This window comes from Luteimonas sp. GW821-FHT14E02 (genome assembly GCF_058803905.1).
In genome coordinates, this window is record NZ_JBXAPK010000005.1 from 266,888 (window position 1) to 292,646 (window position 25,759).

General features: G+C 65.4%; 26 protein-coding genes. 11 read left to right on the forward strand and 15 right to left on the reverse strand.

What is annotated here, in order from left to right; translation table 11 throughout:
* Positions 1–74: 74 nt before the first annotated feature.
* From yegS to AC1RNP_RS10645, 6 genes are all read right to left on the reverse strand, one after another.
* Complete coding sequence (gene yegS / locus AC1RNP_RS10620; protein WP_493051214.1) at positions 75–1,007, reverse strand: lipid kinase YegS; 933 nt, start codon at positions 1,005–1,007, stop codon at positions 75–77.
* 172 nt (positions 1,008–1,179) lie between these two features.
* Positions 1,180–1,653 (reverse strand): ribonuclease E activity regulator RraA, encoded by a 474-nt coding sequence (gene rraA / locus AC1RNP_RS10625; RefSeq protein ID WP_493051215.1) that lies wholly within the window; start codon positions 1,651–1,653, stop codon positions 1,180–1,182.
* Between the two features lie 128 nt (positions 1,654–1,781).
* Positions 1,782–2,537 carry an AAA family ATPase gene (locus tag AC1RNP_RS10630; RefSeq protein WP_493051216.1) on the reverse strand — a complete coding sequence of 252 codons (756 nt, stop codon included), beginning with the start codon at positions 2,535–2,537 and terminating at the stop codon, positions 1,782–1,784.
* A gap of 25 nt (positions 2,538–2,562) precedes the next feature.
* Entirely contained in the window at positions 2,563–3,237 is a 675-nt protein-coding gene (rpe, locus tag AC1RNP_RS10635) for a ribulose-phosphate 3-epimerase (RefSeq protein ID WP_493051217.1), read from the reverse strand.
* A gap of 19 nt (positions 3,238–3,256) precedes the next feature.
* Positions 3,257–3,787, reverse strand: coding sequence for a hypothetical protein (locus AC1RNP_RS10640; protein WP_493051218.1), 531 nt, complete (start codon positions 3,785–3,787; stop codon positions 3,257–3,259).
* Positions 3,784–4,116, reverse strand: a complete 333-nt coding sequence (locus AC1RNP_RS10645; protein WP_493051219.1) for a J domain-containing protein — start codon at positions 4,114–4,116, stop codon at positions 3,784–3,786. The genes AC1RNP_RS10640 and AC1RNP_RS10645 overlap by 4 nt, the downstream gene beginning before the upstream one ends.
* Positions 4,117–4,336: 220 nt before the next feature.
* Between AC1RNP_RS10645 and AC1RNP_RS10650 the strand changes: the two genes are divergently transcribed.
* Genes AC1RNP_RS10650 through AC1RNP_RS10660 form a run of 3 tightly spaced genes read left to right on the forward strand, consistent with a single transcriptional unit; the run spans position 4,337 to position 6,124 of the window.
* Positions 4,337–5,248 (forward strand): phosphoribosylaminoimidazolesuccinocarboxamide synthase, encoded by a 912-nt coding sequence (locus AC1RNP_RS10650; RefSeq protein WP_493051220.1) that lies wholly within the window; start codon positions 4,337–4,339, stop codon positions 5,246–5,248.
* Positions 5,249–5,274: 26 nt separating this feature from the next.
* A complete protein-coding gene (locus AC1RNP_RS10655; RefSeq protein WP_493051221.1) occupies positions 5,275–5,610 on the forward strand; it encodes a DMT family transporter in 336 nt (111 codons plus the stop codon).
* A gap of 22 nt (positions 5,611–5,632) precedes the next feature.
* On the forward strand, positions 5,633–6,124 hold the full coding sequence (locus AC1RNP_RS10660) for an Mpo1 family 2-hydroxy fatty acid dioxygenase (RefSeq protein ID WP_493051222.1): 492 nt from the start codon (positions 5,633–5,635) through the stop codon (positions 6,122–6,124).
* 4 nt (positions 6,125–6,128) lie between these two features.
* Here the strand turns inward: AC1RNP_RS10660 and AC1RNP_RS10665 are convergent, their stop codons facing one another.
* The 5 genes from AC1RNP_RS10665 to AC1RNP_RS10685 form a co-directional block, all read right to left on the reverse strand.
* Positions 6,129–6,995 carry an NAD-dependent epimerase/dehydratase family protein gene (locus AC1RNP_RS10665; protein ID WP_493051223.1) on the reverse strand — a complete coding sequence of 289 codons (867 nt, stop codon included), beginning with the start codon at positions 6,993–6,995 and terminating at the stop codon, positions 6,129–6,131.
* A gap of 1 nt (position 6,996) precedes the next feature.
* Positions 6,997–8,259, reverse strand: a complete 1,263-nt coding sequence (gene nhaA / locus AC1RNP_RS10670; protein WP_493051224.1) for a Na+/H+ antiporter NhaA — start codon at positions 8,257–8,259, stop codon at positions 6,997–6,999.
* 61 nt (positions 8,260–8,320) lie between these two features.
* A complete protein-coding gene (gene nhaD, locus AC1RNP_RS10675; protein ID WP_493051225.1) occupies positions 8,321–9,757 on the reverse strand; it encodes a sodium:proton antiporter NhaD in 1,437 nt (478 codons plus the stop codon).
* On the reverse strand, positions 9,757–10,707 hold the full coding sequence (locus tag AC1RNP_RS10680) for a sodium:calcium antiporter (protein WP_493051226.1): 951 nt from the start codon (positions 10,705–10,707) through the stop codon (positions 9,757–9,759). The genes nhaD and AC1RNP_RS10680 overlap by 1 nt, the downstream gene beginning before the upstream one ends.
* 94 nt (positions 10,708–10,801) lie before the next feature.
* Positions 10,802–11,467 (reverse strand): lectin, encoded by a 666-nt coding sequence (locus tag AC1RNP_RS10685; protein WP_493051227.1) that lies wholly within the window; start codon positions 11,465–11,467, stop codon positions 10,802–10,804.
* Between the two features lie 127 nt (positions 11,468–11,594).
* Between AC1RNP_RS10685 and AC1RNP_RS10690 the strand changes: the two genes are divergently transcribed.
* Together AC1RNP_RS10690 and AC1RNP_RS10695 are read left to right on the forward strand one after the other, a co-directional pair.
* Complete coding sequence (locus tag AC1RNP_RS10690) at positions 11,595–12,230, forward strand: hypothetical protein (protein WP_493051228.1); 636 nt, start codon at positions 11,595–11,597, stop codon at positions 12,228–12,230.
* Positions 12,231–12,367: 137 nt separating this feature from the next.
* A complete protein-coding gene (locus AC1RNP_RS10695; RefSeq protein ID WP_493051229.1) occupies positions 12,368–12,919 on the forward strand; it encodes a hypothetical protein in 552 nt (183 codons plus the stop codon).
* A gap of 21 nt (positions 12,920–12,940) precedes the next feature.
* Here the strand turns inward: AC1RNP_RS10695 and hmgA are convergent, their stop codons facing one another.
* Together hmgA and hppD are read right to left on the reverse strand one after the other, a co-directional pair.
* Positions 12,941–14,248, reverse strand: a complete 1,308-nt coding sequence (gene hmgA, locus AC1RNP_RS10700; protein WP_493051230.1) for a homogentisate 1,2-dioxygenase — start codon at positions 14,246–14,248, stop codon at positions 12,941–12,943.
* Between the two features lie 149 nt (positions 14,249–14,397).
* The gene (gene hppD / locus AC1RNP_RS10705; RefSeq protein WP_493051231.1) at positions 14,398–15,507 is read right to left on the reverse strand and encodes a 4-hydroxyphenylpyruvate dioxygenase; all 1,110 of its coding nucleotides are present in this window, start codon (positions 15,505–15,507) and stop codon (positions 14,398–14,400) included.
* Positions 15,508–15,666: 159 nt separating this feature from the next.
* Here hppD and AC1RNP_RS10710 point away from each other — a divergent pair, with 159 nt between their 5' ends.
* A complete protein-coding gene (locus AC1RNP_RS10710; RefSeq protein WP_493051232.1) occupies positions 15,667–16,197 on the forward strand; it encodes a MarR family winged helix-turn-helix transcriptional regulator in 531 nt (176 codons plus the stop codon).
* Positions 16,198–16,224: 27 nt separating this feature from the next.
* Here the strand turns inward: AC1RNP_RS10710 and AC1RNP_RS10715 are convergent, their stop codons facing one another.
* Complete coding sequence (locus tag AC1RNP_RS10715) at positions 16,225–17,775, reverse strand: peptide MFS transporter (RefSeq protein ID WP_493051233.1); 1,551 nt, start codon at positions 17,773–17,775, stop codon at positions 16,225–16,227.
* 177 nt (positions 17,776–17,952) lie between these two features.
* Positions 17,953–18,837: a tryptophan 2,3-dioxygenase gene (locus tag AC1RNP_RS10720; protein WP_493051234.1), complete on the reverse strand. Its 885-nt coding sequence runs from the start codon at positions 18,835–18,837 to the stop codon at positions 17,953–17,955.
* A 126-nt stretch (positions 18,838–18,963) separates the two neighbouring features.
* Here AC1RNP_RS10720 and AC1RNP_RS10725 point away from each other — a divergent pair, with 126 nt between their 5' ends.
* The 5 genes from AC1RNP_RS10725 to AC1RNP_RS10745 all read left to right on the forward strand — a co-directional run bounded on the left by AC1RNP_RS10725 (position 18,964) and on the right by AC1RNP_RS10745 (position 25,723).
* A complete protein-coding gene (locus tag AC1RNP_RS10725) occupies positions 18,964–22,545 on the forward strand; it encodes a lamin tail domain-containing protein (protein ID WP_493051235.1) in 3,582 nt (1,193 codons plus the stop codon).
* Between the two features lie 342 nt (positions 22,546–22,887).
* Positions 22,888–23,961: a pyruvate dehydrogenase (acetyl-transferring) E1 component subunit alpha gene (gene pdhA, locus AC1RNP_RS10730; protein WP_493051236.1), complete on the forward strand. Its 1,074-nt coding sequence runs from the start codon at positions 22,888–22,890 to the stop codon at positions 23,959–23,961.
* Positions 23,958–24,986: an alpha-ketoacid dehydrogenase subunit beta gene (locus AC1RNP_RS10735; RefSeq protein ID WP_493051237.1), complete on the forward strand. Its 1,029-nt coding sequence runs from the start codon at positions 23,958–23,960 to the stop codon at positions 24,984–24,986. Before pdhA ends, AC1RNP_RS10735 begins: the two co-directional genes overlap by 4 nt.
* 19 nt (positions 24,987–25,005) lie before the next feature.
* Positions 25,006–25,371: a cupin domain-containing protein gene (locus tag AC1RNP_RS10740; RefSeq protein ID WP_493051238.1), complete on the forward strand. Its 366-nt coding sequence runs from the start codon at positions 25,006–25,008 to the stop codon at positions 25,369–25,371.
* Positions 25,372–25,375: 4 nt separating this feature from the next.
* The gene (locus AC1RNP_RS10745; protein WP_493051239.1) at positions 25,376–25,723 is read left to right on the forward strand and encodes an SH3 domain-containing protein; all 348 of its coding nucleotides are present in this window, start codon (positions 25,376–25,378) and stop codon (positions 25,721–25,723) included.
* The last annotated feature ends 36 nt before the right edge of the window (positions 25,724–25,759 follow it).

Here is a 25,759-nt window from a genome sequence, read left to right on the forward strand (position 1 = left end):
GAATCGCGAAGACGAGTGCAGAAGACGCATGCGGGCAATATAGCCGGCTTCCACCCTGGCTTGGAACAAGCCGGCTAGGAAGCGCCCAGCAACGGACAGCCGTCCGGCAGGTGCATGCGCAGCCGGCGCGGCAGGCATTCGATGTGGAAGCGCGAGGCGCGTATCGGCTCGCCATCGAGGTTGAGCACGAACGGCTGCGGCGCCTCGATCTCGATCCGCGTCAGCTGCGCGCGGATCGATGCCCGATCGAGCGCGGCATGTTTGCCCTCCGTCAGCATCGTGCCGAGCGTGGCGGCGACCTCGCCCGACAGCTCGGGCACGATGGTCAGATCGAGCAGGCCGTCGTCGATGCGCGCGTCCGGGCACAGCGCCTGCCCGCCCCCGGCCTGCCGCCCGTTGCCGATGCCAAGCGCGATGAACGCGCCCTCCCAGGCGAAATCCGGCCCTTCGATGCGCGCGGAGATCGGCTCGATGCGCCCGAGCCTGGCGATGCCGGTGATGAAGTACGCCAGCCCGCCGAGCATCTTCTTCAAGCCTTCGTGGGTCTCGATCGTCACCTGCGTGCCGAAGCCGCCGCTGGCCAGATTCACCGCCCAGTGCGGCGAGCCGTGCGCGTCCAGCCGCAGCAGATCGATGAGCCGGGGCCGGGACATCTCGATGAGCTCGAACGCGGACAGCGGTTCGGCCGGAAGCCCCGCGGCCGTGGCGAAATCGTTGGCGGTCCCCATCGGCACCAGGCCGAGCGACGGCAGTGCCTCCGCCGGCTCCTCGCGATGTGCGAGCGTGGTGGCGACCTCGCTTAGCGTGCCATCGCCGCCGGCCGCGATGACGACGTCCACGTCCTCTCGGATGGCCTCGGCGACATAGCGCTCGGCATCGCCGCTCTCCCAAGTCACGCGCACGTCCAGCACGATGCCGCGCTCGCGCACGGCCGTGACAGCGACACGAAGCGCGTCGTCGCCCGCGGATTTTCCATTGAGGACCAGGCGCCAGCGCGGTGCGGTCATGATGTGATGCGATCTGCAAAACCGACACGCTAACAGCGCAGCGGGTCCGCAGGGTGAACGCCGGCCGGGCCCCTGTCATGCCCTCGTCATTTCAGACACGGAGCATGGAAGGCCATAGCAGGGACGACGGGCGGAGGCGGGATTGCCTCCAATTTTTTCCGGAGGAGCGCGGTCAGGTCAGGGGGATCTCGGCGACGATCACGCCATCCTCGTCGGCGTACAGCCAGTCGCCCGGCCTGACCGCGACGCCACCGATCTCCAGCGGCACATCGCGCAGGCCCTGATCGCGCTTGTCGGTCTTGCGCGGGCAGGTGCCGAGCGCCTTCACGCCAAGATCGAGCTTCGCGATCGCCGCGCTGTCGCGGATCGCGCCGATCACCACCACGCCGGCCCAGCCGCTGGCCACCGCCTTCTCGGCCAGCAGATCGCCAAGCATCGAACGCCGCAGCGAACCGCCGCCGTCGATCACCAGCACGCGCCCCCGCCCCGCTTCGGCCACGGCTTCGCGCACCTTCGAATTGTCTTCCAGCGCCTTGATCGTGCTGACCTGGCCGGAGAACGCGATCCGTCCGCCGAAATCGCGCAGCGGCAGGTCGAGCACCCGCACGACGTCTTCGTGGGCATCGCACAGGTCGCAGGTGCTCATGCGCGCACCCGCGTGTGAGCGATGCTGTTTGGGCTGCAATTCGCGAAGTCACTGGGCATGGCGGAAGAATATCGCTGCGATCTCGCGGAATGGAAGCAGGTTGCCGGGGATGACGCCGTTTCGCCCGACTACTCCAGCAGCCCACGCAGGAAGCTTTCCGGGCTGTTCAAGAATGCCCGCGTCAGTTCGTAATGCTCCGTGTCGCGATAGGCCACGCGCGACAGGCCGCCCTCGTCGATCTGGTAGATCCACGCATCCGGATAGCTCATCAGGATCGGCGAGTGGGTAGCGATGACGAATTGCGACTGCGCCTGCACCAGCTCGTGCAGGCGCCGCAGCATCGCCAGTTGCCGCGCCGGTGACAGCGCGGCCTCCGGTTCGTCGAGCACGTAGAAGCCGTGGCCGCCGAAGCGGTGAGTCATCAGCGCGAAGAAGGATTCGCCATGCGACTGATCGTGCAGCGAAACACCACCATAGGACTCCATGATCGGAGCACCTGGTCCCGGTTCACGATCCAGCGCCTCGATCTCAGTGGCGACGTTGAAGAAGCTCTCCGCACGCAGGAAAAACCCATCCTTCGGACGGCGATAGCTCTTGCCTAATCGCAGATACTCGTACAGTTCCGAATGCGAGGCCCGCGTCGAGAAACGGAAATTCTTCGTGCCGCCTTCCGGGTTGAATCCCCAGGCCGCCGCGATGCCTTCCAGCAGTGTGGACTTGCCGCTGCCGTTCTCGCCGACCACGAACGTGACCGCCGGATGCAGCTCCAGCCGCTCGAAATACCGCAGCGCCGGCAGCGAGAACGGATAGCGATCGAACGAGGGCACACGCTCGCGACGCAGCTGCACGTCCAGCACGTAATGCTCGGCATCGAGTGCGCGCATCGCCGTGGGGGTGGGCGCTTGTGCGCTACGCGCGCACGCTCGCGACCGCCTCGCGCATGTCGCGGATGATCCGTGCGTAATCGGGATGACCGAAGATCGCCGAACCGGCGACGAAGGTATCGGCACCGGCGCGCGCGATCTCGGCGATGTTGTCCGTCTTCACGCCGCCGTCGATTTCCAGGCGGATCGGCTTGCCACTGGCATCGATGCGCTCACGCACGTGGCGCAGCTTGTCGAGCGCCGAGGGAATGAACGCCTGGCCGCCGAAACCCGGGTTCACCGACATCAGCAGCACCAGATCGAGGTCTTCCAGCACGTAATCGAGCACGTCGAGCGAGGTCGCCGGATTGAACACCAGCCCGGCCTGGCAGCCCTGCGACTTGATCAGCTGAATCGTGCGATGCACATGCCGGCTGGCTTCCGGATGGAAGCTGATCAGGCTGGCGCCGGCCTTGGCGAAATCCGGCACGATGCGGTCGACCGGCTCGATCATCAAATGCACGTCGATCGGCGCGGTAACGCCGTGCTTGCGCAGCGCCTCGCACACCACCGGCCCGATGGTGAGATTAGGCACGTAGTGGTTGTCCATCACGTCGAAGTGCACCCAGTCGGCGCCGGCTTTGAGGACGTTGTCGACTTCTTCGCCGAGGCGGGCGAAGTTGGCGGAGAGGATGGAGGGAGCGATGACGGCAGACTGCATATTTCTTTTAGTCATTTATTCAATCTTGGCGATGTACTTTATTTGAAGGTCCTTGAGCCTTTGCAGAAATACATTTTCCGTATTCACACATGACAAATCGGAGGGCATCTGCGACACGGGACTTGTTTTGAAGAAACCAAGCCTCTGTCATCGTCTCATTATGAGTGATCCTTACCATCCCGTCCTTTTCGGATGAGAACTTCATCAGGCGAAAGCAGGCATCTTCTCCAGAAGCATAAACCCGTCCATGAGCGATTGCATCTCGCAGATCGACCAAAGTTTTGTCTAGCTCCGGCTTTCCAGTCTCTCTCATTAGCGAATTGAATTTGAGGACCAAGCGCCCTAACGAGTCATAACTAGTCATATCGTTTACAGCAATCGAAGTTCCTACTGGAAGATTGTGATAACTCCCTCCATATTGGCCGGCGAGAGGAGAGCCAGGTCGCTCCGAGAGATAGAATCGAATTGCAATTTCCAATGAATGAAAATTTCCGAGCAATCCGCCTAAGTGTTTCGCATGTATGTCGTTGTCCATAGCACTGACGATCACTTTCGTCTGAGCATCTTGATCCGATCGTAAGCCGTATTGATCTCCCGCGCCTTCACCTCAGCCTGCTTGCGCAGCTCCTCGGCGACACCGTTCATGCGATCCGGGTGGTACTGGCTGATCAAGCGGCGATACGCCAGATCGACCTCGGCATCGTTCGCCTCCTCGGTGAGGCCGAGCACGCGATAGGGATTCTCGCGCGGGCTCCGGAACCAGTCGGCGTCGAAGGCATGGCCGATCAATAGGCCGAGCATCGCCCCGAGCAACGGATTGGTCCGCATCAGCAGGACGCCGGCGATGAATCCGAGGAGTTTTCCGTACCAGCGCTTCATGGGCACAGTGTAAGTGGCTGGACGGTTGTCACGAAGTCCGCCGCCCCCTTGTGCCTTCCCCGGCGCGATAAACCGGCTTCGGGCAGCCGTCCGGCCCGGCCATTCGAGGCCGCCTCAGCCGCTCGATGCGGCCTCGACTCAGCGGCCGCCCGCCAGGGCTCGCAAACGCGCCACTTCGCCATACACTACCCGGCCCCACCGCCTCCACGAGTATTTCGAGTTGGCCGCTACCACCCTGCTTTCCGCCGATCTCCCCGGCCTGACCCTGCGCCACCGCGGCAAAGTGCGCGATGTGTTCGAGCTGCCCGGTGACGAGGGCGATCCCCGGCTCCTGATCGTCGCCACCGACCGCCTCAGCGCCTTCGATGTGGTGCTGCCCGATCCGATCCCCGGCAAGGGCGAAATGTTGTGTCAGATCAGCAACTTCTGGTTCGCCAAGACCGCCAATCTGATGCCCAATCACCTCACCGGCATCGACGTGGCCTCGGTGCTGCCGGCCGGCGTCGACCCGGCGCCTTATGTACAGCGCTCGGTGGTGACCAAGAAGCTGAAGCCGGTGCCGGTGGAAGCCATCGCCCGCGGCTACCTGATCGGCAGCGGCTGGAAGGACTACCAGAAGACCGGCCGCGTCAGCGGCATCGCCCTGCCCGACGGCCTGCGCCAGGCCGAACGGCTGCCGCAGCCGATCTTCACGCCCTCCACCAAGGCGGCAGTCGGCGACCATGACGAGAACATCGATTTCGACACGATGGTGCGCGCGATCGGTGCCGACCTCGCCGAGCAGGTGCGCGACGCCACGCTGCGCCTGTACAGCTTCGCAGCCGAGTACGCCGCGCAGCGCGGCATCCTGCTCGCCGACACCAAGTTCGAATTCGGCACCGACGCCGATGGCCGCCTGTACGTGATGGACGAGATGCTCACGCCGGATTCCTCGCGCTACTGGCCCGCCGACGAATACCAGGTCGGCACCAGCCCGCCGAGCTATGACAAGCAGTTCGTGCGCGACTATCTGGAAACGCTGGACTGGAACAAGACCGCGCCCGGTCCGCGGCTGCCGGCCGAGGTGATCGAACGCACGCGGGCGAAATACGCCGAGGCGCTGCAGAAGCTGGCCGACATCACCATCGACTGAAGACGGACGGGGTTCCGCCTCTCGCCATGAACAGCGGATACCTCTACCTCGCCACCGCCATCGTCGCCGAAGTGGTGGCCACCTCGGCACTGAAATCCTCGCAAGGCTTCACCCGGCTCGGCCCCTCGGCCGTGGTGGTGATCGGCTACGGCATCGCGTTCTGGTGCCTGTCGATGGTGCTGCGCACCGTGCCGATCGGCGTGGCCTATGCGATCTGGTCGGGCGTCGGCATCGCGCTGATCGCATTGATCGGCTGGATCGTCTTCAAGCAGTCCCTGGACCTGGCGGCGCTGGCCGGCATCGGGCTGATCGTCGCCGGCGTCGTGGTGTTGCAGGTATTCTCCAAATCCAGCGCGCATTGATCGCGCCTTGCAGGGGGTCGTCATGAATGCCGTCAATACCGTCGCCGAAGAACGTCCCATCGACCGCTGGTTCGCGAGCTACTCCGGCGACCATCGCAACGCCACCAACCAGTCGATCCATGTGATCGCGGTGCCCGCGATCCTGTGGAGCGTCATCGCGTTGCTGTGGTGCGTCCCGGTGCCGATCACCTGGTTCACCGCCGGGTTGTGGGCGGCGCTGGCGATGTTCGCGGCCTGGATGTTCTATTACCGCGCCTCGCGCGCGCTCGGGCTCGGCATGCTGGTGGTGTTCGTGGCGATGTCGTGGCTGACGCGCTGGCTGTTTCTGCGCTACGGCCTGCAGACACTGCTGTATGCCGCCATCACGGTGTTCGTGGTGGCCTGGATCGCGCAATTCATCGGCCATAAGATCGAGGGCAAGAAGCCGAGCTTCTTCACCGACCTGACCTATCTGCTGATTGGTCCGGCGTGGGTGTTGTCGAAGCTCTATCGCAAGCTGGGCTGGAAGTACTGACGCCTCATTCGGCGCGCGGAACGAACATCTCGGCCGTCGGCCGGAACGGACGCGGCGCGTAGCCGAAATCCCGCCGCGCTGGCGTCGCGTCGAAGACGAGATCCTCACGCATGCGCGCGAGCGCCGCGCCGCCGAAGCCGCGCGCGATGCCGGCGAGACGGGCGAATGCCAGCGCCAGACGAAACAGTGGTGCGGGCCACAGATGCAGGCGCGCGGGCGGCTGCAGCGTCGCCAGCACGCGCGCCGTCATGTCGCGATACGACAGGGTTTCGCCACCCGGCAATTCGTAAACCCGCCCATGCGAGCCGGGCGCATCGATCGCGGCGAAAGCCGCCTGCGCGAGATCGTCGGCATGCACCGGCTGGCGCAACCCGACGGCATCACGCGGCAAGGCGAAGCGATGCCAGCGCTGCGCGATCGCGGCGATGCGCGTGAGCGTGCGATCGCCGCCGGCGCCGTAGATCAGCGTCGGCCGCAGCAAGGTCGCGGCGGCGGCGCGCGTCGCGGCGGTTTCCAGCACCAGGCGTTCGCCTTCCCGCAAGCGTGCGGCGAGATCACGTTCGGCGGCATCGGCCGACGCCGCCTTCACCAGCTGGCTGGTCGAGCCGAAAGCGATCACGCGCGGACAGGCGACGCGCGCCTGCGCGTACCAGCGCGCGAACAGGTCGAGCGGGCCGCAACTGACGATCACATCGACTTCGGACGGCACCCCTTCGATCCGCTGCAGATCGCCGCGCAGCCAGCGCACGCCTGGCGCATCGATCCGCGCCTGCCGTGAGACCGCGTGCACTTGCCAACCTTGTTCGACCAGTCGCGCCAGCAGCAGTCGTCCGATCTGCCCGCTGGCGCCGAAGACGAGCGCATGCCGCATGTCAGCGATCGCCTTGCGCCTGCTTCTGCAATGCATGCCTCGGCAACGTGATCCATAGCCACACGAAGCCCGCGAGCGCCGCCGTCACCGAAGCCGCCAGCACGCCGAACACCCCGGAATCGAAGCGCGCCGCATCGTTCGAGAACGCCAGCGAGGCGATGAACAGGCTCATCGTGAAACCGATGCCGCACAGCAGGCCGAGCCCGACGGTCGCTTTCAGATCCAGGCCTTGCGGCAACCGCACGCCGAACAGGCGCAGCAACAGCGCGGCGCCGATGACGCCGAGCGGCTTGCCGAGCAGCAGACCGCACAGGATGCCGAGCGGCAACGGCGTCAAGGCATCGGCCCAGGAGAAGCCGCGCAGATCGAGGCCCGCGTTGGCGAAGGCGAACACCGGCAGGATCGCGTAGGCGACCCAAGGATGCAGCGCATGCTCCAGCGTCTCCAGGGGCGATGAAGTTTCCTCGCCATCGGAAGTGCCTTCTTGCTTGCCGGCATGCGGAATCATCAGGCCGGTGACGACACCCGCCAGCGTTGCATGTACGCCAGATTTCAGCACGCACACCCAGATCACGACGCCGAGCAGCAGATAGGGCGTCAGCGAACGCACGCCACGACGGTTGAGCAGAAGCATCCCGATGATCGCCGCGAAAGCCCACGACAGGGCCGTCAGCGACAACTGATCGGTGTAGAACAGCGCGATGATCAGGATGGCGGCGAGATCGTCGATCACCGCGATGGTCGACAGCAGCAGCTTCATCGCCACCGGCACGCGCGAGCCCAATAGCGAGAGGATGCCGAGCGCGAAGGCGATGTCGGTGGCCGCCGGGATCGCCCAGCCGCGCAGCGCGGCGGCATCGCCGCGGTTGACGAACCAGAAGATCGCCGCGGGCACCGCGACGCCCGCGGCCGCACAGGCCAGCGGCAGCACCAGCTGCGAACGTTCCGACAACTGGCCGCTCAGCGCTTCGCGCTTGATTTCCAGCGCCACCAGCAGGAAGAAGATCGCCATCAGGCCGTCGTTGATCCACAGCAGCAGCGGCTTGGCGAGATCGAGCGCGCCCACGCGCACCTGCACCGGCAGCTCGCGGAAACCTTCGTACACGGAGACCAGCGGCGAGTTCGCGCACAGCAGCGCCAGCACCGCCGCGCCGATCAGCAGGATGCCGCCGGCCGCCTCCAGACGAAAGAATTCACTGAGCGCACGCAATGCGCGTTCGGGCAGGACGCGTACCGCGCGGGTGACGGGCGTGGGTTCGGTCATGAGGTGATTGTAGCCGCACCCTGCTTTTCCCATCTCGCTTCGGGGCAGGGTGAAAACCGCCTCACGTCGTGAAGTAACGTGCGTTGAGCCACAAATGCGTGCCGATGCTCGCCGCATACCCCAGCGCGATCGCCCAGCTCCACTTCAAGTGACTGAAGAACGTGTACTGCCCGCGCGCCTGCCCCATCAGCGCCACGCCCGCGGCCGATCCGATCGAAAGCAGGCTGCCGCCGACGCCGGCCGTCAAGGTCACCAGCAGCCACTGTCCGGTGTCCATCGTCGGATTCATCTGCAGCACGGCCACCATCATCGGGATGTTGTCGAGCACGGCCGAGACCAGGCCCACCAGCACGTTCGCCGTGGTCGGCCCCAGGAGTCCGTAGAACAGCTGCGAGGACAGCGCGAGATAGCCACAGAAACCCAGCGCGCCCACGCACATGATCACGCCGAAGAAGAACAGCAGCGTGTCCCATTCCGCGCGCGCCACCTGTTCGTAGCTGTCGAAGGCGTCGATATCGCCGGGCGAGCCCTCACGCGCGAAATCGGCGCGTTCGAGATACCGCGCCGTGCGTTGCAGCCACCAGCCGTAGAGTTTCAGGAATGCCAGCCCGGTCATCATCCCCAGGAATGGCGGGATGTGCAGCACGCTATGGAAACCGACCGCCAGCACGATGGTGACCGCGAACAGCGCCATGATGGGTTTGGCGCCGCGCTTCATCGGAACGCGCACGTCGCTGCTCGCCGGCTTGCCTGACGGCAATGCGAAGTGCATCAGCGCCGCGGGCACGCCCCAGTTCACCAGCGACGGGACCAGCAGCGCGAAGAAGGTCCAGAACTCGACCAGGCCGCGCTGCCACACCATCAGCGTGGTGATGTCGCCGAACGGGCTGAACGCGCCGCCGGCATTGGCCGCCACCACGATGTTGATGCAACCCAGCGCCACGAAACGTGGATTCCCCACGCCCACGGCGAGCAACACAGCGCTCATCACCAACGACGTGGTGAGGTTGTCCAGCAATGGCGACAACACGAACGCCAGCCCGCCCGTGATCCAGAACAGCGCGCGATAGCCGAGATCGCGCCGCAGCAACCAGGCACGCAGCGCATCGAACACCCGGCGCTCGCTCATCGCGTTGACGTAGGTCATCGCGGCGAGCAGGAACAGCAGCAGCTCCGCGTATTCGAGCAGGTAGTCGCGCACCGCGTGATGCGCCAGCTCCATGTCGCCGCGCGCGGCCACCGCCGCGGCCAGCAGCGCCCAGATCACGCCGGCGGCCAGCATCACCGGCTGCGATTTGCGCAGATGGGTGAACTCCTCCAGCACCACGAACAGGTAGGCCAGCACGAAGATCGCGATCGCGGCGTAGCCGGCCCAATGCGTGGTGAGGTCGATCTGCGTGGTCGAGGCGAAGGCCGGCATCGACATCGCCGCCAGGGCCAATGCCAGCAGGACGGCTCGAAGCGGGCGCCGAAGAAAACGCGTGACGGCGGACATCATCAATGCGTCAACACAATTTCGAACGCCACCCAGGCGATGAACGCGAGCAGCAGCACCACGCCCTCGGTGCGGCTCACGCGATGATCGCCGCGCAGGATCGGCACCAGCATCAGCGCGAACACCAGCGCCGTCGGCAATTCGAGTTGCACGAACGAGGCCGGCACCGGCACGTCGCGCACGGCCGCCATGCCGCCCAGCACCACCAGGAGATTGAAGAGGCTGGAGCCGATGACGTGGCCGGCGACCAGATCGCCCTGCCCGCGTCGCGCGGCGGCGACGGCCGCGGCCACTTCCGGCAATGCGGTGCCGATCGCCACCACCAGCAGGCCGGTCACCAGCGGCTCCATGCCCAGCGCGATTCCGATCACGGGCGCGCTCTGCACGACCCAACGCGCGCCGAAGTACAGCAGCGCGACGGCAACGATCACGCGCAGCAGATTCAGCCCAAGCCCGGCATTGCTGTGCGCGAAGGCGGCGATCGCATCCTGCAGCTCCGGCTTCTCGCTGCGGGTGCGTACCAGCGCGAACGCCACCACCGCCACGAAGACGACCAGCAGCACGATGCCTTCCAGCCGGCCGAGGACGCCGTCCAGACCTGCGACGATCACCGCCACGGTCGCCAGCAGCAGGCAGACCAGCAAGGGCACCAGCGCGCGCCAGCGGATCAGCAGTGGCGCGGCCAGCGCGGCGGCACCGAGCGTCAGCCCGATGTTGACGACGTTGCTGCCCACCGCGTTGCCCAGCGCCAGCGCCTGACTACCGGTAATCAAGGCGCGAGCGTTGACGGCTAACTCCGGCAGCGAGGTGCCGAAGGCCACCAGCAGCAACCCGGCCACGAACGGCGAAGCGCCCGTGCGCCGTGCCAGTCCCGAAGCGCCCTTGACGATGGCATCGCCACCGAGCGCGAGCAGGACCAGGCCGAGCAGGAAGAAACCGATGGCTTCGAACATGACGCGCGCCTCCCCAAGGATCGAGGGGATTCTAGCCGCTGGCCGTCATGCGCGCGAAAACATCGATCCCCGCATCGATTCCGGCACCGTCAGGTCAGGAACAACCCTCGACGTAATCGGCCTGCGGCGGCAAGCCCACGCGCCAGTCCACGACCCTGCCGTTCGCATCGACCACGAACACCAGCTTGCCCTTCCCGCCCTTGTCGCCGCCGCTCTCATCGGCACGGATGCCGAGATATTTTCCGCCCTCGACGTATTTGTGCGGGGTCTCCTCGACACGCCCGGCATACAGCTTGACGATCTCCTCGGCATTCATGCCGCGCTTGCCGCCGCCCGGTGCGGTTTCCTTGTCGTTGCCGACGTCGTAGCGCACGAACTTGCCGCCCTCGAACATGAAAGCGAAATCCGAAGGCACCTTGACCCACTTCGGCGTCAGGTAGAAGCATTCCGAAGACGTCTCGCCCTTGAGTTCACCGCCCCAGGCCTTCTTGAATTCGTCGACCGTCATGCCAAAGCGCATGTCGCCGTAGCCGTCCATGCGCGCCATGGCGAGACCGGAGCCCTGCTGCGGTTCCGTGGCCGGCTCGGTCGCATTCGCTGGCGCGGTGGCGGGCGGCACGTCCTCGGCCGGCTGATCCAGCTGGCCCTGCGCGGGCGTTGCGTTCGCCGCCGCCTGCTCGGGCGCCGGCGCGCGATCGCAAGCCGCCAGCGCCAGGACGGTGATGACGGGAAAGAATGTCTTGATGCGAAGCGATGACATGCCCTGGCTCCATGCGGATGAACCGATAGCGTTTGCCATGCGGCATTAACGCCACGCAAACGCCCCTCGCGGGGACAATCGCCGCCGCGGCCTCCCTCCGCGCTTCCTCCGATCCGGGGTTCCCGTCATGAAAAAGCTCGCAGCGCTGGCGATCGGTCTGTTCTTCGTTTTCGAACCGCTTCCTCATGCCTTGGCCGAGAACCGGCAGGTGAACGCGGACAGCCTCTACGTCCGCATGAACCCGCAAGGCTTTTTCGTCGGCACGCTGTATCGCAGCGCCGGCTTCTATCGCCAGCAGACCTCCGGCGACTACGCCTACGGTTATGCCGGCGGCAATTTCCAAGGCTGCGGCTGGGTCGAGACGGCGTGGACCGTTGCCGGCGGCAGCACCACGCCCGGCTGCACGAGCCCGGGCTTCAACGGCACCGGCGCGGCCTCGCGCCAATACCTGCTGGCGAATTACGCGAGCAGGGTGAACGACTACATTCCCGGCCAATCCCTGCCGCTGGCGAACGGCGGCAGCTCCGTCAGGACCAAATCCGGCATCGTCGCGGGCGTCTACGGCAACTATCGCGGCGGCTCGCACCAGAATTTCTATTTCAACATCGACGAGAACACGCCGCTGGCCTGGCGCTGGGTGTCTGCCGATGGGCGTTCGGTGGCGGTCAATCTCTATCCGGGCACGGCCAACGCACTCTGGGGGTTCGTGCTGCGCGAGAAATTGCCGGACAGGCTGCCTTATTCGGATGGTGTTTCGCGCTGAGCAGATTGTGCTGAGAAAACCCCGGATCACGCATCGCAGTCATCGGACATGACAGCACCATCATGTGGTCATGATCCTGCTGTCATGCCGGCTTCATGCGCGGCGCCTAGATTTGCGCCCTCACCGAGTCCGCCGCGATGCGCCCCAGCAAGACCGAGAAAGCGCGCAGCGCCCTGCGCGACCGTCCCAGCGATCTCAATGCGCTGGAGCGCCGTGTCCTGATTCTCAGCGACGGCGTGCGCGATGCGGACACGCTCGCGGTATTGCTCGGCGCCTTGGCACATGCCGTCATGCCGCGACTGCTGCGCGATGGTTATCTGGTCGACGGCGATGCGGCCACCGCGCCGGCCACCTCCGCCGCGCAACCCCACACCGCCACATCGACGGCGACACCAGCACCCGCGTCACGCCGCTCTCTGGCCGCGGCCAAGGTGTACATGTTCGACATGCTGCAATTGCAACGCGGCGAGGACGCGGCCACGATCGCCGCCGCGCTTCGCGCCTGTCGCGATCACGAGGAACTGGCGCTGCACCTGTTCCACGCGCTGCGCCACATCCGCATGGTGGCCAGTCCGAGCTATAGCCGCCGCGTCGCGGAACGGCTCAGCGAAATCCTGCCGGAGCAGTACAAGATCGAGCTCGACGCCTTCAATGTCACCACGCCCGCGAGCGAATCCGCGCGCGTCTGAGTCGACGGATTCGACCAGCGATCAGGCCGGCGGCGAGAAATGCTTGCGCAGCCCGGTCCAGCAATCCTGGTAGTCGCGCTGCCGATGTCCTGCTTCCAGTGCTTGCCTCGTCGGGCGAATCACCGCGCGCGTCTCGAACATGAAAGCCATGGTGTCGGTGATCACGTTCGGCTTCGACAAATCGGCGTTGGATGCCTTGTCGAAAGTCTCCGCATCCGGTCCGTGCCCGCTCATGCTGTTGTGCAGCGATGCGCCACCGGGCACGAAACCTTCCGCCTTCGCGTCGTAGGCGCCATGCACCAGGCCCATGAACTCGCTGGCGATGTTGCGATGAAACCACGGCGGCCGGAACGTATGCTGCATCACCAGCCAGCGCGGCGGGAAGATCACGAAATCGATGTTGGCGGTGCCGTGCGTGTCGCTCGGCGAGGTCAGCACGGTGAAGATGCTGGGATCGGGATGGTCGTAGCTGATCGAGCCGATCGTATTGAAACGGCGCAGATCGTACTTGTACGGCGCGTAGTTGCCGTGCCAGGCGACCACGTCCAGCGGTGAATGATTGATCGGCGCGCGCCAGAGATGGCCCTGGAATTTGGCGATCAATTCAAACTCGCCTTCCTCGTCCTCGTAGGCCGCATTCGGCGTGAGGAAATCGCGCGGATTGGCGAGGCCATTACTGCCGATCGGCCCGAGATCGGGCAGGCGCAGCAGCGCGCCGAAGTTCTCGCACACGTAGCCACGCGAAGCGCCGTCCGGCAGTTCGACACGGAAGCGGATGCCGCGCGGAATCACCGCGATCTCCTGCGGCTCGATGTCCAGCACGCCGAACTCGGTGGCGATATGCAGCCTGCCCTGTTGCGGGACGATCAGCAGTTCGCCATCGGCGTCGTAGAAGAAGCGGCCGCGCATCGAAGCGTTCGCCGCGTACAGGTGGATGCCGATGCCGTGCTGCGCGGCGGCCGAACCGTTGCCGGCCATGGTGTAGAGGCCGTCCACGAAATCCACGCCCTGCGCCTCCGGCAGCGGGAGCGGATTCCAGCGCAGCTGATCGGGAGGCACCGGGCCGTCTTCGAAATCTTCGTGGAACGTACCGCCCGTCGCAGACTTGTAGGCGGCGAATCGGCCATGCATCACCGCGGGCCGGATGCGATACAGCCAGCTGCGGCGATTCTGCCCACGCGGCGCAGTGAACGCGGTGCCGGACAGATGCTCCGCATACAGGCCGTGCGCCACCTTCTGTGGCGAGTTCTGTCCCTGCGGCAGCGCACCGGGCACGGCCTCAGTGGCGAACTCGTTGCCGAAGCCGGATTGATAGCCGTTCGATTGCATGGTTCTGACTCCTGGATGCCATTCCTTCGGAATCGCATCGGGATGAAATAGCACCGGCGCCACCTTAATTCAGATCGCGCCGGTCGTGGCCGGGCTCCGATTTCAACAGATCGTTGCAGCGGCCCTGAACAGGGAGCGGACGGCGCGCCTCAGAGCACGCCACGCTTCATCTGGTCGCGCTCGATGCTCTCGAACAGCGCCTGGAAGTTGCCTTCGCCGAAGCCTTCGTTGCCCTTGCGCTGGATGATCTCGAAGAAGATCGGGCCGATCGCGTTCTGGGTGAAGATCTGCAGCAGCTTGCGCTGCTTGGTTTCCGGGTCGGCGTCGATCAGGATCTTGTTCCTGGCCAGGCGCGCCACGTCCTCGTTGTGGTTCGGGATGCGCTGCTCGATCACCTCGAAGTAGGTGTCCGGCGTATCCAGGAATTCGACGCCGGCCGCGCGCATCGCTTCCACCGTCGAATAGATGTCGTCGGTGAAGCAGGCGATGTGCTGAATGCCCTCGCCGTGGTAGGCGTCGAGGTATTCGTTGATCTGCGACTTCGGATCGGACGATTCGTTCAGCGGGATACGCACCATGCCGTCGGGCGCGGTCATCGCCTTCGACACCAGGCCGGTCTTGGCGCCCTTGATGTCGAAGTAGCGGATCTCGCGGAAGTTGAACAGGCGCTCGTAGTAATCCGCCCACTTCGCCATGTTGCCCGGATACAGGTTGTGGGTGAGGTGGTCGATGAAGGTCAGACCGAAGCCCTTCGGCATCTTGTCCACACCCGGGAGATATTCGTAGTCCGGATCGTGGATCGTGCCCTGCTCGTCGTAGCGATCGACGATGTAGAGCATGCAGTCGCCAATGCCCTTGATCACCGGCGCGGCCACCGCCTTGGTCAGTTCGCGTTCGCCGATCTGCTCGGCGCCGTTCTTCAGCGCCTGCACGCGCGCCCATTCGGCCAGCTTGTTGACGCGGATGGCGAAGCCGCAGGCGCTCGGGCCGTGCTTGGCGGCGAAGTCGGCGGCGAAGGAATCCGGATCCTCGTTGATGAGGAAGGTACAGTCGCCCTGCCGGTAAGTACTGATCGGGCGGGTCTTGTGCCGCGCCACCTGGGTGAAGCCGAGCTTGCGGAAATACTCGTGCAGCAGCGCGCCCTGGCCGGCGGGCGCGGCAAACTCGACGAACTCGAAGCCGTCGATCCCCATCGGGTTGTCGAATGTGGTGACCTGCATGCCGGGCTGCGTGGCCTGGGGTGTCTGTTGCGCGCTCATGGCGGGTGATCTCGGCTATAGAATCGAAGATGTGCGGATGTGACGCATGGCCCGGCGAAGCACGCCGGGCATTCGTGCAGGCCGCGCGGCAGTCGCCGCGCAAGCGGCCTGCCCTCATTTATAGTTTCAATTGAAACCAATTGCAAGGTGCAGCGCAGCATGCCCCCATCCCCCGATTCCACGCCCTTCGCGCACGTCGCCCGGGAACGTCCCGGCCAAGAGCCGCATCAGATCCTCGAACTGGAGCGGTTCCTGCCCTATCGCCTGAGCATCCTCTCGAACCGGGTCAGCCAGACGATTGCCAATCTCTATGCCGCCCGCTTCGGCCTGGCGATCACCGAATGGCGGGTGATGGCGGTGCTCGGGCGCTATCCCGACCTGTCAGCCAACCAGGTGGCCGAACGCACGGCGATGGACAAGGTGGCGGTGAGCCGGGCGGTGGCCAAGCTGCTCGAACGCGGCCTGATCCAGCGTGAGATTCATGGCGACGACCGCCGCCGTTCGGTGCTGACGCTGTCGGAGGCGGGCTACGGCGTTTACGACGAAGTCGTGCCGATGGCGCTGGACTGCGAGCGCCGTCTGTTCGAATGCCTCAGCGACGAGGAGCACAAGGCACTGGATTCGGTGATCGACAAGCTGTTGCAGAAAGGCTTGCCGCGACTCGAAAGCCACGACAAGCCGGAAGAATGAAAGCGGCGGGCGGCTGCGCCGCCCCGGTCATTTCACGCCATGCATCAGCTTGCTGATCAACGGCGCGACCAGGAACAGCAGGACGCCCGAACCGACCAGCGCCCAGAAGCCGAAGGTGTAGCCGGAATGCGCCGACTGCACCGTCATGCCGGTCTCGCCGCTGACGATCGCGGCGAAGATGCCGGAGAAGTTGTTGCCGATCGCGGTCGACAGGAACCAGCCGCCCATCGCGAAACCGACCAGGCGCAGCGGCGCCAGCTTGGTCACCATCGACAGGCCGATCGGTGACAGGCACAGCTCGCCGACCGACTGGATCACGTAAACCATGAACAAGGTCCAGAACGGGATCTTGCCGGTGTCGCTGTTGACCAGCGTCGACAGGGCGAACATCAGCAACAGGAAAGCCAGGCCGTTGAAGATCAGGCCGAAACTGAACTTGCGCGCGATCGAAGGTTCGAGATTGCGCCGCCCCATCCAAACCCACAGCACCGCCAGCACCGGCGCCAGGGTGATGATCGCCAGCGAATTGACCGACTGGAACCACGAGTTCGGAAACACCCGCTCGCCGCTTAGCGTATAGACCAGATCCGCCGACCAGCCGCTGAAGATGTCGCGATTGACGATCTTGTCGGCGAGGAAGGTGAACGAACTGCCGGCCTGTTCGAAGAACATCCAGAACAGCACGTTGAATACGAAGATGATCAGCATGGCGATGGCGCGGTCTCGCTGCACGGCGCCTTCGCGGATGCCTTCGATCAACAGCAGCGCGCACAACCCCACGAACAGGGCGCCGAGCACCCAGGCCAGCGCGGTGGCACCGATCGCCAGCAGCGAATAGGAAATCGGAATCGACAGCAGCGTGCCGATCAGCACGTACAGCACCTTGCGCTTGCTCTGGTGCTCCGCCGGCGGACGGCCGATGTGCTGCAACTGACGGCGACCGAACCAGAACCAGACCAGGCTGATCAGCATGCCGATGCCGGACACGATGAAGACGATCTTGTAGGCCGGCATGCCTTCGCTGCCGAACACCTTCTGCGCCAGCGCCTGCGTGAGCAGCGGTGCGGTGAAGGCGCCAAGATTGATGCCCATGTAAAAGATGGTGAAACCGGCGTCACGACGCGAGTCGCTGACGCCATACAGCTTGCCCACCATGGTGGAGATGTTCGGCTTGAACAGGCCGTTGCCGGAAATGATCGTGGCCAATCCGATCTCGAAGATCAGCGGATTGGGAATCGAGATCATGAACAACCCGGCCGACATCACGGCCGCGCCCAGCAGGATCGAGCGCTGGTAGCCGATGATGCGATCGGCGACGTAGCCGCCGAAGATCGCCGCGGCATAGATCAATGCCAGATACGCACCGTAAGTGCGGTTGGCCGGCGCCTCGCCGGACGGGTCGCCGCTGTAGAACTGCGCCACGATGTAGAGCACCAGCGCCCATCGAATGCCGTAGAACGCGAAGCGTTCCCAGAATTCGGTCATGAACAGCATCCACAGCGGACGCGGATGGCCCATGACCTGTTTGAATTCCGGAATCGGCGTTTCCGGTACTTGGGTGGTGGCGGCTCCGCTCATGCGGTCTCCCCTGTCGGTGGATGGAATGCGACGCCCGGCACGGGGCGCGCGGGAGGATGTCCGACCGTGAAGGCCACGTCAAACCAGGATTGCCCTGAAATTCATGCTGCTTTGCAGCATTCTAGGCGCGAGCCCCCTTTCCCGGGTCCGGTATAGCACTCCCGCAAACCTTGCGGACTACTTGTCCGCCGGTTTTCCGTATTCAGCCCCTGGGCCGATGGTCGTGCGCACGTCGAACAGTTCCGGGAAGAAGGTCAGCTCCAGCGCCTGCTTGAGGAAACCCACGCCGCTGGAACCGCCGGTGCCGCGCTTGAAGCCGATGATGCGCATCACCGTGCGCATGTGGCGGAAGCGCCAGAGCTGGAACTGCGTCTCCAGATCCACCATGTCCTCGCACAACGCGTATTCGCGCCAGTAACGATTGGTGTCCTCGTAGATGCGTTCGAACACCGGCAGCAATTCGGCATCGGCGACGTGCGGCTGGCTCCAGTCGCGATCGAGATGGCGCTGCGGCACGGCATGGCCCCAGCGCGCGAGGTAGCGCAGGAATTCGTCGTACAGTCCTGGCGCCTCCAGCACGGTGCGCAATCCCGCCTCGGCCTCTTCATCGTGCTTGAACACGCGCAGCATGCCCGCGTTCTTGTTGCCCATCAGGAATTCGACGGTGCGGTACTGCAGCGACTGGAATCCCGAGGAAGGCCCGAGCACGTCGCGGAATTCCATGTATTCGGAAGGCGTCAGCGTCTCCAGCACCGACCATTGCTCGGTGAGTTGCCGCAGCACCTGCTTGCAGCGCGAGGCCACCTTGCCGAACTGCCACACCATGTCCTTGCGCAGGCATTCGATCGCCGTCGACAGCTCATGGATCAGCAGCTTCAGCCACAGCTCCGACACCTGGTGCTGGATGATGAAGAGCATCTCGTCGTGATGCGGCGGGTCCGACAGCGGCTGCTGCGCGGTCAGCAGGCGATCCAGACGCAGGTAACCCTGATACGTCAGGCGCCCGGACAGGTCGGTATGGATTCCCGCCTCGAGCGGCCGCTGGTTTTTATCGATGCTCATAACCTTTCAGATTAACCGATCTTGGCGTATTCGGCGCGTCATGCGCCTGCCATCCGGTTGCGGCACAATCCCGCGCCAATGCGGTGAGGGGAAGCCGCGGGTCCGTCCACATTCCGGGGATATTCGATGAGCAAGATCATGCGCCGATGGGCGTTGAGGGGACTGTTGTCCTGCTGCGCGGCATTCGGCTTGACAGGGATGGCGCAGGCGCAACAGGTAGTGATCAGCCAGGTCTACGGCGGCGGCGGCAATTCCGGCGCCACGCTGAAAAGCGATTTCATCGAGCTGCACAACAACGGTACCAGCGCGGTCGACCTGGCCGGCTGGTCCGTGCAGTACGCCTCGGCCACGGGCAGCAGCTGGCAGGTGACCACGCTCTCCGGCAGCATCGCGCCGGGCGGCTACTACCTGGTCAAGGAAGCCGACGGTAGCGGCGGCACCACGACACTGCCGACGCCGGACGCCACCGGCACCATCCCGATGAGCGGCACCGCCGGCAAGGTGGCGCTGGTCAACAGCACCACGGCGCTGAGCGGCACCTGCCCGGCCGGCAACATCGACTTCGTCGGCTTCGGCAGCACCGCCAACTGCTCGGAAGGCTCCACGCCGACACCGGCCCCGAGCAACACCCTCGCCGTGCTGCGCGCCGTCGGCGGCTGCACCGACAGCAACAACAACGGTGCCGACTTCGCCACCGGCACGCCGACGCCGCGCAACAGCGCCTCGACGGTGAACGTCTGCGGTGGCGGCGGCCAGCCCGTGCTGAACATCGCCGACGTCGTCCAGGCCGAAGGCAACAGCGGCAGCTCGACCTTCACCTTCATCGTCTCGCTCAGCGAGCCTGCGGGTGCGGGCGGCGTCAGCTTCGACATCGCCACCGCCGACGGCACGGCCAGCGCCGGTTCGGACTACACCAGCCAGTCGCTGACCGCGCAGACCATCCCGGCCGGTTCCAGCACGTACAGCTTCAGCGTCAACGTGCAGGGCGACACCGACAACGAGGCCGACGAGACCTTCTTCGTCAACGTCGGCAACGTGACCGGCGCGCTCGCTGGCGACGTGCAGGCGGTCGGCACCCTCGTCAACGACGACATCGTGCTGCTGCCGATCCACGACATCCAGGGCAACGGCGACAGCTCGCCGCTGGCTGGCCAGGTGGTCACCACCGGCGGCATCGTCACCGCGCGCCGTAACAACGGCTTCTTCATCCAGATGCCGGACGCCGAGGCCGACGCCGACCCACTCACCTCCGAAGGCGTGTTCGTCTTCACCAATGCCACGCCGCCGGCCGCCGCCACGGTCGGCAACCGCGTGCAGGTGCGCGGCACGGTGGTCGAATACGTGCCGAGCGCCGATCCGACCCAGCCGCCGCTGACCGAAATCGGCAGCTCGCCGGTCGTCACCCAGCTCTCCAGCGGCAATGCGCTGCCGACGCCGGCCGCGCTCACCGCGACCTTCCCGGATGCCGACGGCGCCTACAACCAGCTCGAACGCCTGGAGGGCATGCGCGTCACCGCGGCCAGCCTGACGGTGAACGCGCCGACCCTGGGCAACGTCAGCGAAGCCAACGCCACCGGCAGCAGCAACGGCGTGTTCCATGCCGTAGTCACCGGCCAGCCGCGCGCCTACCGCAAGCCCGGCGTGCAGCAGCCCGACCCGCTGCCCGCCGGCAGCGGCGCCAACGTGCCGCGCTGGAACACCAACCCGCAGGTGATCGCGGTGAGCAGCAACGCGCTCGGCCAGGGCCTCGTCAATGCCGCGTCCGGCTGCCTGGTGAGCAACGCCACCGGCCCGCTCGACTACAGCTTCCGCCGCTACACGCTGTATCCGGAGCAGGCGCTGCAGGTGCAATGCAACGGCGCCGACCAGCCGAAGGCGGCGCTGCTGCCGACCGCCGACGACGTCACCGTCGCCGGCTTCAACATGCAGCGCTTCTTCGACACGGTCAACGATCCGGCCATCGGTGAACCGGTGCTCACGCCGACCGCCTACGAGAACCGTCTCAACAAGGCCTCGCTGGCGATCCGCAACTACCTCAACACGCCCGACATCGTCGGCGTGCAGGAAGTCGAGAACCTGACCGTGCTGCAGACTGTGGCCACGCGCATCAACAACGACGCCGTCGCCGCCAGCCAGCCGAATCCGGACTACGTCGCCTATCTGATGGAAGGCAATGACGTGGGCGGCATCGATGTCGGCTTCCTGGTGAAGAACGCGAGCGTCGGCGCCGCCAGCCGCGTCGAAGTCGTGAGCGTGACGCAGGAAGGCAAGGCCACCACCTGGACCTCGCCGGACGGCAGCACGAGCCTGCTCAACGACCGCCCGCCGCTGGTGCTGGAAGCACAGGCGCACTTCACCGACGGCCGCAGCCTCCCGCTCACCGTCATCGTGGTGCATCAGCGTTCGCTCAACGGCATGGAAACCGACGACGCCGAAGGCCTGCGCATCCGCGCCAAGCGCCAGAAGCAGGCCGAATTCCTCGCCAGCCTGCTGCAGACGCGCCAGACCGCGAAGCCGGACGAACACGCGCTGGTGCTCGGCGACTTCAACGCCTTCGAGTTCAACGACGGCTATGTCGATCCGATGGGCGTCGTCACCGGCCATCCCAGCCCGGACGATGAAACCGTCATCGCCGGCGACGGCGCCGACCTGGTCAATCCCGACTACGACGACCTCACCTTCCTGCACACGCCGGATCAGAGCTACTCGTATGCGTATGACGGCAATGTGCAGTCGCTCGACCACGTCATCGCCAACGCGGCGCTGATGAATTCCGATCAGCTCGAAACGGTCGAGATCGACCATGCCCGCATCAACGCCGACTTCCCGGAGACCGCGCGCAACGACGCCAACACGCCGACGCGCCTGTCCGACCACGACCCCGCCGTCGTGCTGCTGCGCCTGAAGGCACAGCAGTTCGCCGATCTCGGCGTGGCGGCGAACGTGGCACCGGGCAGCGTGCAGCCCGGCCAGACCGCGACCTTCAGTGTCGACGCCAGCAATGCCGGTCCCAACGCGGCCGCGTTCGCCGGTATCGCCTTCGCCTTCGATCACGGCGTCTCGCCGGTCGTGGCCGCTCCGGCCGGCTGGGTCTGCGGTGCGCCCGAGACCAGTCCGACGGGTACGGTGGTGTCGTGCAGCAAGGACAGCTTCGCCGCCGGCGACACGCAGACGTTCACGTTGCAAGTCCTGGCCGACGCTGCGCTTGCGGGCGGCACGCTCACGCTGGCGACGTCGATCACCTCGCAGACGCCGGACACGAATGCAGCCAACGACAACGCCAGCACCGTGCTGACCGTCGAACTGCCGCCGACCGCCGACCTCGCGCTGAGCATCGGTGGTCCCGCCACCCTGCCCAGCTCCACGTTCAGTGCGCAGTACACGCTGACGCTGAGCAACGGTGGACAACTGGCGGCGGCGCAACCGACGCTCTCCATCTCCGGCAACACGCTGGTGACCACCTCGACGCTCGTCGCACCCGCCGGCTGGACGTGCACCAAGATCAAGAACGGTGCGCGCGCGGTCAGCTTCTCCTGCAGCAGCGCCAACGCGTTGGCGCCGGCCGCCAGCGTCGGCTTCACGCTGAAGACGAACGTCAAGCCGACGCCCGCCGGCGGCGTGGTGACCGTGCAGGGCACGGCCGCGACGACGACCACCGACTCGGATGCTTCGAACAATTCGGCGACGTTCTCCAGCACCGTGAACTGACGTTGTGAACTGAGGTTCCCGGCGCCGCGCAAAGCGGCGAAATGTGACAAAGGGCGCGGCGCCATCGCCGCGCCCTTTTTTGTCAAGTCCCATCGGCAACGACACTCCGTGCCACGCGACGGCTCGTGCCGCATTGCGCAATGGGCGTTAACACACCTGCGGTTATCATCTTTCGGACCCGGCGCCGCGAATCCTCACGATTCCCCCGACGCTCAGCCAGGTCCGACGTCCATCACACGTCGGCCCCAGCCGTCCGGAACGCCATCTCGCATCCCCCGATGCCCTGGCGCCCCGAGCCATCTCCCATTCCAGAATGTTCAGAATGTCCAGGATGCCGATGCGATGACAATCGCCGCCCAATTCGAAATCGAATACCTCCAATACCTCGGCCCCGACGGCAAGCTCGTCGCCGAACCGCCGGCCGCGTTCGCCGATGCCAAGACGCTGCTGCCGCTGTTCAAGCAGATGCTGTACGTGCGCACGTTCGACAGCAAATCGATCGCCCTGCAGCGCACCGGCAAGCTCGGCACCTACGCGTCCTGCCTCGGACACGAAGCCACGCACGTCGGCATCGGCGCTTCGATGAAGCCGGAAGACGTGTTCGCACCGAGCTACCGCGAATACGGCGCGCAGTTCATGCGCGGAGTGAAGCCGCGTGAAGTCTTGCTGTACTGGGGCGGTGACGAGCGCGGCAACGATTTCGCCGGGCCGCGTCACGATTTCGCCTGGTCGGTGCCGATCTCCACGCAATGCCTGCACGCCGCCGGCGCGGCGCTGTCGTTCAAGCTGCGCAAGGAAGCGCGCGTGGCCGTGGCCTGCTGCGGCGACGGCGGCTCATCGAAGACCGACTTCTACGCCGCGCTCAATTCCGCCGGCGCCTACACGCTGCCGCTGGTGTTGTGCGTGATCAACAACGGCTGGGCGATCTCGGTGCCGCGCTCGGCGCAGACCGGCGCCAAGACGCTGGCGCAGAAGGGTATCGCCGGTGGCCTGAATTCGTTCCAGGTCGACGGCAACGATCTGATCGCCGTGCTCGAAGGCATGCGCCGCGCGACCGAGCTGGCGCGCAGTGGCGGTGGCGGCAGCGTGATCGAATTCCTCACCTACCGTTTGCACGACCACACCACCGCCGACGACGCCCGCCGCTATCGCAACGACGCCGAAGTGAAGGAAGCCTGGACGCGCGATCCGGTCACGCGCCTGCGCACGTATCTCACCGCGAAGAAGCTGTGGGACGAGGCCGCCGAAAAAGCCTGGACGGAAGAATGCGCCAAGGCGATCGATATCGAGCTCAACGCCTACCTGGAAACGCCGGTGCAACCGGTGGAGGCGATGTTCGACTATCTCTACGCCGATCCGCCCCCGGATCTGCTCGAACAGCGTGCCGCCGCCATTGCACTGGAGAAGCGCGCATGAACGTCATGACCGAAGCCAACAACAAGGCCGCCGCGCAGTCGGCGACGCCGGTTGCGATCACGCTGATCGAAGCGATCACGCAGGCACTGGCCTACGAGATGCGCAACGACGACAGCGTCATCGTGCTCGGCGAGGACGTCGGTGTGAACGGCGGCGTGTTCCGCGCCACCGCCGGCCTGCAGCAGAAGTTCGGACCCGAGCGCGTGCTCGACACGCCGCTGGATGAAACCACCATCGCCGGCCTCACCGTCGGCATGGCGGCGATGGGCATGAAGCCGGTCGCGGAAGCGCAGTTCGACGGCTTCATGTATCCGATGGTCGATCACATCGTCTGTCACGCCGCGCGATTCCGCTATCGCACCCGCGGCCGTCTGCACTGCCCGATGGTGTTGCGCGTGCCGTGGGGCGGCGGCATCCGCGCGCCGGAACATCACAGCGAAGCCAACGAAGCCATCTTCACCAACGTGCCGGGTTTGCGCGTGGTGTTGCCATCCTCGCCCGCGCGCGCCTACGGCCTGCTGCTCGCCGCGATCCGCGATCCGGATCCGGTGATCTTCATGGAACCCAAACGCATCTACCGCCAATACAAGGAAGTGGTAGCCGACGACGGCGAAGCCTTGCCGCTCGATGTCTGCTACGTGCTGCGCGACGGCAGCGACATCACCCTCGTCACCTGGGGCGCGCAGGTCAAGGAAACGCTGGAAGCCGCCGACAAGCTCGCCGGTGAAGGCATCAGCGCCGAAGTCATCGACGTCGCCACACTCAAGCCGCTGGACTTCGCCACCATCGCCGAATCGGTGTCCAAGACCGGCCGCTGCGTGATCGTGCACGAAGCGCCGCGCACCGCCGGCTTCGGCGCCGAGATCGCCGCGCGGCTGGCCGAGGAATCGATGTACGACCTGCTGGCGCCGGTCGAGCGCGTCACCGGTTACGACACCCACATCCCGCTGTTCCGCCTGGAAATGAAATACCTGCCGAGCGTCGACAAGATCGTCGCGGCGGCCAAGCGCGCGCTCGCGGCATAACAAACAGAAGCACACAACCATGGCATCGGACATCGTCAATCTCGCCCAGAAGCTCGCCAAGTTCTCCGAACACTGGTCGCCCCGCGTCGTCGCCGAGATGAACGACTACCAGTTCAAGCTGGTGAAACTGCAAGGTGATTTCGTCTGGCATCAGCACGAGGACACCGACGAGGTGTTCATCGTCGTGAAAGGCGAGATGCAGATCGGATTCCGCGATCGCGAAGTGACGATCCGCGAAGGCGAACTGTTCGTGGTGCCGCGCGGCGTCGAGCACATCACCCGCGCGCAGGAGGAATGCCACGCGCTGATCATCGAACCGCGCGGCGTGGTGAACACGGGCGATGCCGGCGGCGCGTTGACCGCCGCCAACGATGCATGGGTGTGAACGCATGGCAATCAAGCGCGCACGCGTCGTTCTCCAGCATCGCGCGCCGGAACGCCCTGCGATCCGCGTCAGCACCGGCGATACGGTGACGCTGGGCGAACGCGACACCGATTGGCCGCAGTTCGTCTGGACCTCGCTCGTCAGCGGTCTGGGCGGCTGGATCCCCAGCATGCTGTTCGACCGCGACATCGGCGAGGCGGTGGCGCAACAGGATTACGACACGCGCGAGCTGGATGCCGATCCCGGCGAGGTGCTCACGCTGCATCACGAAATGGCCGACTGGTGGTGGGCCGAGAACGCACAAGGCGCGAGCGGATGGATTCCGGCGCGCGCCATCGAATTCATTGACTGAACCCTTAAACGCATGAGCACGACCGTAGAGGACACC

Excerpts from the sequence above, each read along its gene's own strand:
- AC1RNP_RS10660 (WP_493051222.1), top strand. The coding sequence starts at position 5,633 with ATGAATGCCGTCAATACCGTCGCCGAAGAACGTCCCATCGACCGCTGG.
- yegS (WP_493051214.1), bottom strand. The coding sequence starts at position 1,007 with ATGACCGCACCGCGCTGGCGCCTGGTCCTCAATGGAAAATCCGCGGGC.
- AC1RNP_RS10645 (WP_493051219.1), bottom strand. The coding sequence starts at position 4,116 with ATGAAGCGCTGGTACGGAAAACTCCTCGGATTCATCGCCGGCGTCCTG.
- AC1RNP_RS10695 (WP_493051229.1), top strand. The coding sequence starts at position 12,368 with ATGCGCCCCAGCAAGACCGAGAAAGCGCGCAGCGCCCTGCGCGACCGT.
- AC1RNP_RS10740 (WP_493051238.1), top strand. The coding sequence starts at position 25,006 with ATGGCATCGGACATCGTCAATCTCGCCCAGAAGCTCGCCAAGTTCTCC.
- AC1RNP_RS10655 (WP_493051221.1), top strand. The coding sequence starts at position 5,275 with ATGAACAGCGGATACCTCTACCTCGCCACCGCCATCGTCGCCGAAGTG.
- AC1RNP_RS10680 (WP_493051226.1), bottom strand. The coding sequence starts at position 10,707 with ATGTTCGAAGCCATCGGTTTCTTCCTGCTCGGCCTGGTCCTGCTCGCG.
- AC1RNP_RS10745 (WP_493051239.1), top strand. The coding sequence starts at position 25,376 with ATGGCAATCAAGCGCGCACGCGTCGTTCTCCAGCATCGCGCGCCGGAA.
- AC1RNP_RS10725 (WP_493051235.1), top strand. The coding sequence starts at position 18,964 with ATGAGCAAGATCATGCGCCGATGGGCGTTGAGGGGACTGTTGTCCTGC.
- AC1RNP_RS10735 (WP_493051237.1), top strand. The coding sequence starts at position 23,958 with ATGAACGTCATGACCGAAGCCAACAACAAGGCCGCCGCGCAGTCGGCG.
- AC1RNP_RS10710 (WP_493051232.1), top strand. The coding sequence starts at position 15,667 with ATGCCCCCATCCCCCGATTCCACGCCCTTCGCGCACGTCGCCCGGGAA.
- AC1RNP_RS10715 (WP_493051233.1), bottom strand. The coding sequence starts at position 17,775 with ATGAGCGGAGCCGCCACCACCCAAGTACCGGAAACGCCGATTCCGGAA.
- AC1RNP_RS10630 (WP_493051216.1), bottom strand. The coding sequence starts at position 2,537 with ATGCGCGCACTCGATGCCGAGCATTACGTGCTGGACGTGCAGCTGCGT.
- rraA (WP_493051215.1), bottom strand. The coding sequence starts at position 1,653 with ATGAGCACCTGCGACCTGTGCGATGCCCACGAAGACGTCGTGCGGGTG.
- nhaD (WP_493051225.1), bottom strand. The coding sequence starts at position 9,757 with ATGATGTCCGCCGTCACGCGTTTTCTTCGGCGCCCGCTTCGAGCCGTC.
- AC1RNP_RS10720 (WP_493051234.1), bottom strand. The coding sequence starts at position 18,837 with ATGAGCATCGATAAAAACCAGCGGCCGCTCGAGGCGGGAATCCATACC.
- nhaA (WP_493051224.1), bottom strand. The coding sequence starts at position 8,259 with ATGACCGAACCCACGCCCGTCACCCGCGCGGTACGCGTCCTGCCCGAA.
- hppD (WP_493051231.1), bottom strand. The coding sequence starts at position 15,507 with ATGAGCGCGCAACAGACACCCCAGGCCACGCAGCCCGGCATGCAGGTC.
- rpe (WP_493051217.1), bottom strand. The coding sequence starts at position 3,237 with ATGCAGTCTGCCGTCATCGCTCCCTCCATCCTCTCCGCCAACTTCGCC.
- AC1RNP_RS10685 (WP_493051227.1), bottom strand. The coding sequence starts at position 11,467 with ATGTCATCGCTTCGCATCAAGACATTCTTTCCCGTCATCACCGTCCTG.
- AC1RNP_RS10665 (WP_493051223.1), bottom strand. The coding sequence starts at position 6,995 with ATGCGGCATGCGCTCGTCTTCGGCGCCAGCGGGCAGATCGGACGACTG.
- AC1RNP_RS10690 (WP_493051228.1), top strand. The coding sequence starts at position 11,595 with ATGAAAAAGCTCGCAGCGCTGGCGATCGGTCTGTTCTTCGTTTTCGAA.
- hmgA (WP_493051230.1), bottom strand. The coding sequence starts at position 14,248 with ATGCAATCGAACGGCTATCAATCCGGCTTCGGCAACGAGTTCGCCACT.
- pdhA (WP_493051236.1), top strand. The coding sequence starts at position 22,888 with ATGACAATCGCCGCCCAATTCGAAATCGAATACCTCCAATACCTCGGC.